Genomic DNA, 12251 nt, shown 5'->3' with positions numbered 1-12251 from the left:
AGGCGATCGTCGGCGCGAGCATGCGAAAGCTCGTGCATCTGATCTATGGCGTCATCAAATCAGGACAGCCGTTTCGGACTGAAATACCAATGGCGGGACTTGAAACTCAAGAGGGTATCTGACCCCACAGTTCGCGCACAACCGCCAACGGACCCGACCATACCCCGGTTTTAGTAGCGTTTCGATCCAGAGTCCAAGGGTTTAAATGGCCGTGCCTGCGGCCATTTGCGCAGCGTAGTCAGCGGGCGTCAGCCCGCTGAGTTCTTTTTTCGGTCGCTCTTCGTTGTACTCACGATGCCAACCTCGGATGATCGTCGTGGCGTGGGCGAGACTCACGAACCAGTGCTCGTTCAGGCATTCATCTCGAAAGCGACCGTTGAAAGACTCAATATAGGCATTCTGATTCGGTTTGCCGGGTTCGATCTGCTTGAGCTGAACGCCGTTTTCATGTGCCCAGTTCAGCATCGCCTTGCCAATGAATTCAGGGCCATTATCTGATCGTATGATGGTCGGCAGGCCTCGGGTGAGCGCTAACTCATCAAGCACACGCGTAATTTGCATGCCACTCATTGACCGACCCGGCACCAGCGCGACGCATTCACGGGTCGCGTCGTCGACGATGCCCAGACACTTGATGGCACGACCATCGGCGACCCGATCGAATACAAAATCCATCGACCAGACTTCGTTCGCACGGGCCGGACGAATCAATGGCTGCCGATCGGATATCGGCACTTTCTTGCGTCGCCGTCGCCGTACCTGCAGGCCTTGCTCGGCGTAGAGTCGTTCGACACGCTTGTGGTTGCCGGTCCAGCCGGCCTGGCGAAGCTTAAGATAGATCATCGGCGCCCCGTAGCGTCGATAGCGCTGCGCCAGGCTCAGGATCTGCGCGCGTAAACACGCGTTTCGATCCGGTGCCGGCTGATATCGGTATGCGCTGGCACTCATCGCCACGACGGCCAGCGAACGCCGTTCGCTCAAGCCGCGCCGGCTCATGAACCGCACCAGCTCGCGCCTTGCTGATGCGGTCACCATTTTTTTCGCAAGGCCTCGCGCGTGACTTCGTTTTCCAGCATCGACTCGGCCAACAGGCGCTTCAAGCGGCTGTTCTCGGTTTCAAGCGCCTTCAGACGCTTGGCATCCGAGACGTCCATGCCGCCGAACTTGTTCCGCCACGTGTAGTAGCTGGCTTCGGAAAAACCGTGCCGCCGGCACAGCTCCTTAACCGGCGTCCCGGCTTCCGCTTCCTTCAGAAAACCGATGATCTGCTCTTCGGTGTAGCGCTTCTTCATGTCCAATCTCCAGACTTCGGGTGATTGGACTCCAGATCGGCCTGCTACTCAATAGCGGGGTATGGTCGGACCCACCAAACGCTGGTATATCGAACACCGCTGGAGGTGAAAGAAACGCATCAAGCTGTGGTTTGATTTACTTGTCTTTGAGAGCTGAGCTAGCTCAGTCTGCCCCCTTCTACCACCTCTCTAGAGTACGATTAGGCGCTGGAACTGATGTTCAACTCCGCTAGGCTAGCTTTCTGCGGGTCGGTTAGCACTCCATTTTGTCTAGCGGCGCGCAGCGCCTTGATATAAGGCATAGTGTCGTTAGCGCGATCGAGCACCTTCAAGCAACGCACCGCTTCGATCGCAATCTCAGCATCAAGCGCGCTGTACTTCTGCATCAAAGTCTGCATCTGGAGTGAGTTCTCGAGCCGCGAAATTTCCGTATCACAGTGTCCCGCTTTCCGCGCCGCGCGCCCAAGCGCCGGTACAAGCGTTTGACGCCACCATGTGCTGTACGAATGCTGGATAGTCTCTGTGATCGCTAGTGCGTCCAGAAACGAGCGGTGTGCTTCGTCCCAACGTTCAAGTGCAGCCAGTGCGCGAGCGCGGCCAACGAGCGCGCCGGCTATTGCAGTGCTGTTTCCGGCGAATACGGGCTCCATGCGATCGAGCAGTTCGTTGAACTCGTCGAGCTGAACCCTGGGAGAAAAGCGATGCGCAGCGTGAGTAAGATAACGTAGTCGCGCGACTATCCGGGTAGGTTCCGGGTACTTTAATTCGGCCTCATTCAAGTCGTCGAGAATCGATTCCGCGATATCAATATTTCCGGCCGCGGCTTCAACGGCCACCATCCCTGCCTTATAGTCGGGAGTACCCGCTGCAGTCTGGAGCGCCGCCTCGATGCGTTGGCGTGCTCGTTCGTAATCACCCCGCGCGTAGGCATTTAGACCGTCAGCGTAGGCGACACCGGCACGCGTGGTGGGATCTAAATAAGCGCTGTTGCCCGACACCACACGACTGAGCCAGTCCGCCGAGATGTTTGGCTCGTTAAAAATGTTCCGACCTAGTGTACTTAGCGAACCCACGAGCGGCTCGACTTCAGTCGCTGAAGGATCCTCGTATATAGGAACGTTTTGCGCCGAGTGGACACTGTCGACTGTAGACTCAATCCACGGTGGAGAAGGCTCCTTCTCATTCCACCACTCGTGGATACTTATTCCGCCTGATATAACACCTATACTTGCAGCACAAGCCCCGCAAATTGAAATTAAACCAGATTTTACGCTATTTATCATCGCCGCCGCTCTAAATAAATATAGAAATAATGATTAGCACTACATAAAGACTCTAAAGCATTTTTATTAAACAGTTTAAAATATATATTAAAATTTTGTATTTAAAATAGAATTTTACGTTTTAATTATGAATCTTGAATATTGCACGATATTGCATTAGTTTATTTTTTGTCTTAATTTATTTCTGATTACGCTTAAAATTTCTCTCGATCTCAACTCTATAATGACTTGGAATCGGGAGTAGCGCGGGCCTCTTCAGAGTTCGTGCGATATCATCAGCTAAAGTCGCTGACGCCGCTTCCTCGACGGGCACGGATCAGTCGTCAAGATCGAGCGTTAACTGATCTGAGGTTTTTGAAGATTAGTTCAAACTAGACTCGAGGTCTTCCAAGAAAACCAAAATCGAAGCGGCCTCGTCCCCAAACCTTTGCTCGACTTCGCGCACGGCGTCTTCAGCAGTGATATCGCCTCTTTGCACAAGCAATATTGAGCAATTCCGGGGTCAGATCTTGCATCGTGCATAAAATTTGAGCCGACCTGTGAGCCGATGTGCTTCGTTGCCATATAATTGTATGCTCGCTCAACATAGTTGAGCTGGGCGTATGTAATTGAGGCCGATGCCTTTTCTATACTCTGCACGCGTTCAATTATTTTTAGTCAAACGATCGTCTGACATCAGGCTGGCCATCTGCTTTGAAAACGTCGTATAGGCCGCTTTCTTGGCGCCGTTAACCGTAGCGAACAGGCTACGCTCGCGAATAGAGAAGTCCTTACGCTGGCTTTCTCCTTCGTGCCTTACGGTGGCGACACCTGCCATCTCGCAAGCAGATCCGTCCCAGGTTTTAGCTAGGCCGAGCTTCGTGAATGCGACCTCGAGTATGGCCGAGCCTGGCCGGGCATCGGCATCGGCGGCAGGCAACCGCTCGATAACCGCGACCCCCTGATCCGTCTGCAGACTCGACACAAGCGACTGGCGTAGCGCCTGCGCGTCCTTGCCTGTGAAGCAGGCAGTGTTATGCGTCGGAATGTAGGCGGCGCCAACCGGGATCATGCCGCTGCGGCTGACACAGGTGAAACCGGCGGGATAGTCGAACGGCGGCAGATAGACGCGCTTGATTTCCTTCGATAGATCGACCTGCGTTGTAACCGGCTGCGTATCGCCAGATAACGTCGCGCATCCACCCAAGAACATTACAAGCGCTAGCGTCCCAAATAGCGCCGCTGCTAATGGTGCAATCCTCATCACTTCCCCCTCGCCCTATCCTTATCCTGTCTATCGCGACAGAGACAAAGCCAATCGCTCAACAATCACCACTCCGAAATCTCCCGCTCACTCGAAACGACCCGATTCCCAACCCCATCAGACCATCTCAACTCCAAGAAGGTGGGGTTAGGTCTTGCATCGTGCGCCAGCCCGCCACTGCCACGCCGCAATCCCGAATATCTTGCGACAAGCCCACGAATAGCGCGCTTTTTTTGGTTCAGGGCTTGGTTATATTCAGTGGCAGTGGCGACCACCTCGCTTGTGGTCGCGGTGACAGCCATTCTTATCAGTCCCACCTGAGTGGGCAACATCACCTGAAAAATTCGTGTTGCCCGTGTGCGCTACCGCAAAAAATGCTGGGGCAAGCGAGAACAGTGCGATTACAAGTATTTTCTTCATAAGTTCAGCCCTCGTTAGATAACACCCATGTTTAGCGTATTTAGGGCCAGGTCTCGCATCGTGCGCCAGTCGGCCCATCACCACTCCGGAATCCCGCGCTCACTAAGCACCGCCCGATTCCCCGCCACATCAAACCGCGTCAGCAACGCATATAAGTGGAATTGATCACGCCGTGCGACTCGGCGAGGCAGTCTTCCTTCGTTCACGGTTGAATAGTGATCCACTGCGGCTGGCTGTCGCGTAGCGGCTGGGTCGCGGCCTGGCCGACGCCGGCGCCGAAGCTGCCGAAGACGCGGCCAACAGCATTCGCGACGCTGTCTGCATGGGCGCAGGTGGTCGCGCTGGCGAAAATCGCCAGCCCAAGCAGAATTCGGTGTTTCAAGATTTCCCTCGCTTCGCACGCGGCTGCGTGCGCCCCTTTGTTCTTCTGGCTGTACCATGCAGGCAGCCGTTTTTTAGACAGTGCATGAACAGTCGGCCCGGGGAAAGCGTTACGGGCGGGATTGGATCGGCCATTGGTCTTAGGCGTTTTACAAAGCAATGCGTGCCAATAGATAGGGCCTGGCGGACGAGCCGTGTTTCGCAGCGTATCGCCTGGGTGGGCTGTGCGATCCGTGCCGTTTTGCGCGCTGCAGGGCGTTTGCGGCGGCGCCTGGAGCCGAGCGGCCGGGCGTGATTTCCTGCCGGAACATGCGGTGGCGGTCGCCGATTCGAACGCTGGCAATGTGGCGAGGCGTTGCCGGTTCGTTTGCGCCGCGCCCTGGCTCGGGCGAACCGCAGGCGGCGGATACAAAACCGCGCGCCTGAAGTAAGCTGCTCGCACAAGAAAAACGTGCTGGGGAGCTGGCTTTGAAACACGTCATCACCGTCTCGATGGGCCCGTCCGCGCAGGACTATTCGTTTAAAACCAAATTCCTGGGGAAGGACTTCACCGTCACCCGCCAGGGCGCCGACGGCGACGAGGATCGGGCCTGGGATCTGCTGCGCCGTGCGCAGGCCGACGCCGATGCGGTGGGCCTGGGGATGATCCGCGACCATTACGACGTGGGCACGCGGCGTTTCGTGCACAAGGACACGGACAAGCTGCTGAAGGTGGTGACACGGGTGCCGGCGACCACCGGCGCGGACCTGCGCCGCATGCTGCAGGTGCGCGCGGTGCGCCATGTGCAGAAGACCCTGGGCAACTATTTCAACAACGCGCTGGTGCTGTTCCTGTCGGGCACGGTGAATTACGACATTGCGGTGGAGATGTCGCAATACACGCCCAACCTGAGTTTTGCCGACGCAGTGTTGAAGACGGGCACGCCGGCCCTGTTGACGTCGTTGTCGCAGCTGGAGCTGTTCGCGACGGGCAGCACGATGGCCAACGGCATCTGGGCGGCCCGCAAGCTGGGCGCGGTGCTGCCGAAGCTGCCGAAGGTCAAGCAGCGCTTCCTGGCCAAAGAGATGGCCAAGTCGCATGTGATCGTGGGCGCGATCGAGGATATCCGCGCCTTCGCCGGCGACGGCAATCTCAAGGGCAAGACGCTGCTCAGCTCGGCGATCGACGAAGAGAGCCTGGCCTGGCTGAAGGAACAGGAGGTCAACCTCGCGATCGATATCTGCCCGCAGCCGTTCAAGGAAGTGGTTGGCATCAACGTGATCGAGGCGATGATTCTCGCCGCGACCGGGCTCGAACCGCAGGACCTGTCGGACGACGACCTGGCGGAGATCATCGACGAGCTGAAGCTCACGCCGCAGCTGCTGCACCCGACCGGGCAGTTTCGCAACGTGCGTCGCTTTGCCTTCATTATCCATCCGCTCAGCCAGGAAGCGATCCGGATGGGTTTTCCGCTGCTGCCGAAATCCACGCCCAAGCGCGTGATGGACCAGATCGAGAAAGCCGCCGCCATGGTGCCGCCCATGGTGTACTGCAAGATGACCAACATCGTCTCGCCGACCGGCTCCGAAGCGGAGGGCTGGCTGATTTCGGTGGGCGGCACGCCCAAGGAAATGCTCGCCCGCAGCCCGGAGTTCACCTATCGCCGGCTGCTCGCTGCCGCGGACAAGGCGCAGAAGATGGGCGCGCAGATCATCGGCCTCGGCGCCTTCACGAAAGTGGTCGGCGACGCGGGCGTGACCGTGGCCCGACGCGCGAACCTGCCGGTGACCACCGGCAACAGCTACTCGGCGTCCGGCGCGCTCTGGGCCGCGGCGGACGCGATGCGCCGCATGGGGCTGGTGGAGGCGCCGAAAGACGGCCGCGTACAGGCCAAGACCATGGTGATCGGCGCGACCGGGTCGATCGGCTCGGTGAGCGCGCGCCTGTTGGCGATGGCGTTCGACGAGGTGTATCTCGCCGGCCGCGACCAGAAGAAGCTCGAGGCGCTGAAGGCGTCCATCCTCAAGGAAACGCCGGACGCCAAGGTGGTCGCGGCGGCCGACTACGAGGGACATCTGGCCGAGATGGACATGATCGTCACCTCGACCTCCGGCGCGGGCAAGAAGGTGCTGGACATTACCAAGGTGAAGCCCGGCTGCGTGATCACCGACGTGGCGCGTCCGCTCGACCTGCCGCCCGAGGAATGCGCCAAGCGTCCGGACGTGCTGGTGATCGAATCCGGCGAGATCGACCTGCCCTCCAGGGTGCAGGGCCTGCGCGATATCACCCTGCCGAAAAACATCGTCTATGCCTGTCTGGCGGAGACTATCGTGCTGGCGCTGGAAGGTCGCTTCGAGGTTTTCACGGTCGGGCGCGATACCGAGTGGCGCAAGGTCAAGGAGATCTACAAACTCGGCCTCAAGCACGGCATGAAGCTGGCCTCGATCTCCGGCGTGAACGGCGTCTATACCGACGAGGACATTGCCAAGGTGGTCGAACTCGCACGCGAACGACGCAAGACCTGGGGTTCGCGCTAGCGCCGCAACCGCGGTCGTGATCCCCGAGGCGCTGCGGCACGGCCCGTAGCGCCTGCGCGTTCGACCGGCCAGACGGGCGCACCCGCTTTGCCGGCCTGACCGAACGACGACGAAACCGCTGGTACGCCCGGGCTGCCAGTGGTCGGGCCCGTCGGCTTCAAACGCCGCGTGTCCTGCTGGCGCTTCCATGGGCCGACCGGCCAGCGCCCCGTCGACACGGACATCACCGCCCCACTCGAAAGCCGCGCCGCCGGCGTGCCACGACCGACCGCCACGCCAGCACGCGTCGGCGACGGCAGCGCTTGTCGCCCCATGCGGCCCCGGTGCCGCCCGAACGCGCGAACCCCAAACGGCCCCGAGGCCGGTGGAATAAAGCCGGCGCCCCGCCAAAGGGCGCTGTCTGCTAGCCCATACGCCGATGCCTGTAATAGCCATTCTTATTTGCTCTTGAGAATCATTCTCATTGAATATGCTGCGCGGGCCACAGTTCGGCACCTCGGGGGACATTCAATGCAAGGCACGACCGGCACGACGCAGGGCGTACCGCGTGGTTCGCGCCACCGCGCGAGCGCGTTGATTACAGCCGCCCGACGCCGTGCCGCTGCTGACCCGGCAACGCATTCCACCCCAGACCGCGGCGCCACCGGGACTACTGCCGGGCCGCGCCGAGCCACGGCGCGCGTTGGCGGCCAAGCCTTTCGCACGAACAGGATGCGCCGCGTCGGCGCGGCCCAGGAGACCACCATTGGCACGAGGGACATAACGCCATGACGTCACGACACCGCGCCGCCGGGCGCCCCCGGACCCTGCTTTACGTTGTATCGGTGAGCAGACTGTTGACCGCGCTGCCGACGCTGGCCCAGGAAGCGCAGCGCGAGGACGACCGCGATGGCCGTGGCACGCGCCTTGCGCCCGTGCTGGTCGAGGGTATCGGTTTCGGCAATGCCGCCGAGGAGGCCAATCTGGCCGCCGACATCGATCGCGAACAGATCGAGACCTTCCGGCCCGCCACCGCGAAGGATCTGTTCCGGGGCGAATCTGCCGTGACCGTGAGCGGCAGCGTGACGGCCAATCAGAAGGTGTACGTGCGCGGCATCGAGGAAACCAACCTCGCCACGAGCATCGACGGCGCGCGCCAGAACAACAAGCTGTTCCACCACAACGCGACGACCATCATCGACCCGCGGCTACTCAAGAGCGCGCGCGTGGATGCCGGCGTCGCACCCGCGGATGCGGGCCCCGGCGCGCTCGCCGGCTCGATCGCCTATGAAACGGTGGATGTGGGCGACCTGCTGGCACCCGATCGCGATCTGGGCGGCTATGTCGAGACGGGTTACGAAACCAACGGCGATACCTGGTCGACGCTCGGGTCAGCCTATGGTCGACAAAACGGCTTCGAGGGCCTGCTCTTTCTCAACAATGCCGACGGCGACGACTACGAAGACGGTGACGGCGACGAGGTCCGCGGCTCGGCCGCCGAACTCACCAGCGGGCTCGGCAAGGTGGCCTACGAGGCCGAAACCGGCGACCGCATCGAACTCAGCTACGAGCGCGTGACCGACGAAGGCGTGCGCCCGTATCGCGCGAACATCGGCAACATCATCGGCGGCCGGCCCGTCCCCGAGACGCGCATCTACGATCTCGAACGCGAGAACGTGATCCTGTCCTACGAAAACACCCGTGCCGACGGGCTGTGGGATCCGCAGGTCACCCTCGCCTTTTCCGGCACCGATCTGCAGACCACCGAAGAAGCCCTGGCGACCGGCGATACCATCGAATACCGCGCGGATTCGCGAAGCTACAACGCCACGCTCGCCAACGAGATGCACTTCGACGGCGGCAGCGTGAATGTGGGCGTCGACGGCTATACCGAACGCGCGAAGTTCTTTAGCGATTTCTACAATTCCGAGGAAGAAGCCGACAACGTGGGCCTGTTCGCGCAAGCGCGCATCAACGCCTCGAGCCGCCTTGCGCTGTCGTTCGGCGGCCGTATCGATCACCAGGATTTCACCGGTACCGGCGGCCAGGAACAGGACAACACCGGCATCTCCGGCAACGCCTCGGCCGAGTTCGCGCTCACCGACTGGCTCGCCCTGGAAGCCGGCGCCTCGAGCAGTTTCGGCGGCATCGAACTCGCCGAGACCTATATCCAGAATCCCGACTGGGACTACGACGACATCGATCCGGTCCGCGGCAAGAACCGCTTTGCCGGCTTCACCGTGCGCCAGTCGAACGTGACCTTCTCCGCCCAGGCGTTTCGTACCGATATCGAAAACGGGCGCACGCCAAGCTTTGGCGACGGGCCAGCCCTGACCCGCGATTTCCAGAGCGAAGGCTACGACCTCTCGCTCGGCTACGACTGGACCAGCGGTTATGTACGGGCCGCGTTCTCCAGCGTGGATACGAAAATCGACGGCGGCGCCGCGGACAGCTTCCTGGGCAATTACTTCACGGTGCCCCTGGGCGAAACCGCCAGCCTGACCTCCGTGCAGCGTCTCGACACACTGGGTGTGACCGTCGGCGGCAGCGTCGAATTCGCCTTCGACGAAGATTCGCCCGCGTCAGGCGGCGCCGGGAGTACCGACGCTATCCAGGAAATCGACGGCTACGAAGTGTTCAATCTGTTCGTGGAGTACGTGCCGCGCCGTTTCGAGAACCTGAGCCTGCGCGCCAGCGTGGACAACGTCTTCGACGAGGCCTATGCCAACCGGGGCAACTACGGCCAGGAGTTCGCAACGGTCGAACCGTTGCAGGACCCGGGCCGCTCGTTCGGCTTGTCGGCACGGCTGACGTATTGATCGACGCGACGCCACTGCTGGCGCGCTTCGGCAATGCATAGGACACGCGCGGAGGCATACGGGCCATGAACGCCATGCACAGCCTGTCGACACGTCACCGGAGGCGCTGATGCTTCTGGCCGGTTGTTGCTGCGTGCTGGGCGCGGCGGCGGTGTATCTGTCCCACCCCAATCAAGTCGCGCGGGCCGGGCGCCTGCCCGGCGCGGTGGGCTGGCTGGGCGGGCTGGCGTGTGTGGCCGGGCTCGGGCTTTGGATTGCCGCGCACGGCGTGCTGGTCGGCCTGAGTATCGCGCTCACGCTATGGATGCTGGTGCTGGCACTGCTGCCCTATGCCGCGCTCTGGCTCGGCCACGGTGCGACCGGCGCGCGCCGGGCCGGTCGGCGTGATCACGCACGGGAACCGTCGTGATGTGGGGCCAGACCACCGCGGGATTCATCGCCGGGCTGCCGCTGGCCTTTGTCAGCGTGGCGCTGCTGGCCAGCCCGCTGCCGTTCGAGTTCAAGACCAAGTTCGTGCTCACCGTGGTGCTCGGCCTGCCCATGTACTGCGTGACCATCACGGCCGCGTTTGCCGCCGTGCGCGGCCTGCACGCCTGGGCGTGGATGCTGCTGGCCAACGCGGTGTGTGCCGGGCTGCTGTTCGCCGCCGTCCAGCTGGGCTGGTACGGCCTGCCGGAGGGCTTCTAGGTGAAGAGCGCGACCATCAAGCGCTTCACCAGCCTGCACACCTGGACAGGCATCACCACCGGCATCCTGCTGTTCGTGGCCTTCTATGCCGGCGCGCTGACCGTGTACAAGGCCGAGATCGATGCCTGGGCCAACCCGCAGGTGCACGCCGAACTGGCGGCCGAGCGCGACGGCCGCCTGTTCACCCCGCAGCAGGCGGTGAATGCCTTCGTGAACAGCCCGCACTTCACGCCCGATTTCTATCTGTTCTCGTCGCGTTATTACACCTACCTGCCGGAAGACGGCGAAACCCCGGGCCGCTACGCCATCTACTGGAGCGAGCAGGTCAACGGCGAGCGCGTGGGCTGGGATGTGTTCGAGCCGGGCGCGGCGCCGGTACGCAGCGACGCCGCCACCACCAGCCAGGCCGCGAACTTCATCGAGCTGCTGCATTTCACCATGGGCCTGCCGGAGACGTTCGGCACCTATCTGTTCGGCGTGGTCACGCTGATCTATGGCGTGGCGCTGCTCTCCGGGCTGGTGATTCATCTGCCGCATCTGGTGAAGGATCTGTTCTCGATGCGGGCGGGGCGCAATCTGAAGCTGTTCTGGCAAGACGCGCACAACGTGATCGGCGTGGTGAGCCTGCCGTTTCATCTGATGTTCGTGGTGACGTCGCTCGTGCTCGCGCTGACGATCGTGGCGATTCTGGGCGCCAATTTCTTCACCCTGGGCAATCAGCTGCCCCGCGAGCGCATCGGCGAACTCTACGAGATCGCGCCGCATCCCGAGGACAGCGACACGCCAGCCGACATGCTCGACGTGCCCACCCTGTTCGAACACGCGCGCGGCGTGGAGTCCGACTTCACCGTGCGCTACGTGCACTGGCACGGCTACGGCACCGACACCGCGGCAGCCGAGCTGTCGGGCGTGTATCCCGACAGCCTGATCGCCAGCGCCGACATGCAGCTCGACGCCGCCAGCGGCGCGCTGCAGGGCGCCAATCTGCCCGGCGCCCACAATCCCGCGCTGGCTGCCAGCGGCGTAATCGTGAGCCTGCATTTCGCCCGCTTCGGCGAAGCGCTGGGTCACGAGCTGGTGCGGTTCGCCTATCTGCTGCTCGGCCTGCTCGGCGCCTTCCTGTTCTACAGCGGCAACCTGCTGTGGATCGAAACCCGGCGCAAGCGCCGCAAGCCGACGCAGCCGCGCCACCACCACGCGCTCGCACGGCTGACCGTGGCCGGCTGCCTGGGCACGGTGCTCGGCATTTCGCTGCTGATGCTCACCGCCAAGCTGCTGCCGGCCGAATCCGTTCTGCGGGCCGTCTGGGTGCCGAACGCCTGGTATCTGGCCCTGGCCGCGAGCGCTACCTGGATCCTGCTGCGCCCGGTCTGGCGCGGCACCGTGGAGCTGCTGTGGGCCTGCGCGCTGGCCACGGCCGCGGTGCCGCTCGCGAACGCCATCGTCTTCATGCCGCCCTGGGAAAGCGTGATTTACGCGCCGGGTGTGTTCGGGGTGGATATGGCAGCGGCCGTGCTGGCCGCCGGCTTTGCGCTGATCGCCCGCGCCACCGCCCGGCGGGCGCGCGAGGGCCAGCCCAACAGCGTCTGGGCCGAGCCGCCACCTGCCCCGTCGCCTGGCTGACGTGCTC

General features: G+C 62.0%; 10 protein-coding genes. 5 read left to right on the top strand and 5 right to left on the bottom strand.

Annotated elements, in window-relative coordinates:
• Positions 1–201 precede the first annotated feature (201 nt).
• The 5 genes from J7355_RS11710 to J7355_RS11690 all read right to left on the bottom strand — a co-directional run bounded on the left by J7355_RS11710 (position 202) and on the right by J7355_RS11690 (position 4620).
• Positions 202–1292, bottom strand: a protein-coding gene (locus tag J7355_RS11710; protein ID WP_209062885.1) for an IS3 family transposase whose coding sequence is annotated in 2 segments (ribosomal slippage) — positions 202–1040 and positions 1040–1292 — 1092 coding nt in all. Because the reading frame shifts where the segments join, the coding sequence is not laid out codon by codon here.
• Between the two features lie 200 nt (positions 1293–1492).
• Positions 1493–2365 (bottom strand): tetratricopeptide repeat protein, encoded by an 873-nt coding sequence (locus J7355_RS11705; RefSeq protein WP_209062883.1) that lies wholly within the window; start codon positions 2363–2365, stop codon positions 1493–1495.
• Between the two features lie 853 nt (positions 2366–3218).
• Positions 3219–3818: a hypothetical protein gene (locus J7355_RS11700; protein WP_209062881.1), complete on the bottom strand. Its 600-nt coding sequence runs from the start codon at positions 3816–3818 to the stop codon at positions 3219–3221.
• Between the two features lie 255 nt (positions 3819–4073).
• The gene (locus J7355_RS17890; RefSeq protein WP_209062879.1) at positions 4074–4238 is read right to left on the bottom strand and encodes a YHYH domain-containing protein; all 165 of its coding nucleotides are present in this window, start codon (positions 4236–4238) and stop codon (positions 4074–4076) included.
• Positions 4239–4440: 202 nt separating this feature from the next.
• On the bottom strand, positions 4441–4620 hold the full coding sequence (locus tag J7355_RS11690) for a hypothetical protein (protein WP_209062877.1): 180 nt from the start codon (positions 4618–4620) through the stop codon (positions 4441–4443).
• Positions 4621–5087: 467 nt separating this feature from the next.
• On the opposite strand from J7355_RS11690, the gene J7355_RS11685 reads away from it, so the two are divergent.
• From J7355_RS11685 to J7355_RS11665, 5 genes are all read left to right on the top strand, one after another.
• Positions 5088–7136, top strand: a complete 2049-nt coding sequence (locus J7355_RS11685; RefSeq protein WP_209062875.1) for a saccharopine dehydrogenase NADP-binding domain-containing protein — start codon at positions 5088–5090, stop codon at positions 7134–7136.
• Between the two features lie 767 nt (positions 7137–7903).
• A complete protein-coding gene (locus tag J7355_RS11680) occupies positions 7904–9934 on the top strand; it encodes a TonB-dependent receptor (RefSeq protein ID WP_209062873.1) in 2031 nt (676 codons plus the stop codon).
• 109 nt (positions 9935–10043) lie between these two features.
• Positions 10044–10343 (top strand): hypothetical protein, encoded by a 300-nt coding sequence (locus J7355_RS11675; protein ID WP_209062872.1) that lies wholly within the window; start codon positions 10044–10046, stop codon positions 10341–10343.
• A complete protein-coding gene (locus J7355_RS11670) occupies positions 10343–10621 on the top strand; it encodes a hypothetical protein (RefSeq protein WP_209062870.1) in 279 nt (92 codons plus the stop codon). The genes J7355_RS11675 and J7355_RS11670 overlap by 1 nt, the downstream gene beginning before the upstream one ends.
• Positions 10622–12244 carry a PepSY-associated TM helix domain-containing protein gene (locus J7355_RS11665; protein ID WP_209062868.1) on the top strand — a complete coding sequence of 541 codons (1623 nt, stop codon included), beginning with the start codon at positions 10622–10624 and terminating at the stop codon, positions 12242–12244. It abuts the gene before it with no gap.
• The last annotated feature ends 7 nt before the right edge of the window (positions 12245–12251 follow it).

Origin of the sequence: Endozoicomonas sp. G2_2 (assembly GCF_017744135.1) — a bacterium.
Lineage (GTDB): Bacteria > Pseudomonadota > Gammaproteobacteria > Nevskiales > Salinisphaeraceae > Salinisphaera.
This window is presented reverse-complemented; position numbering and strand designations above follow the sequence as displayed.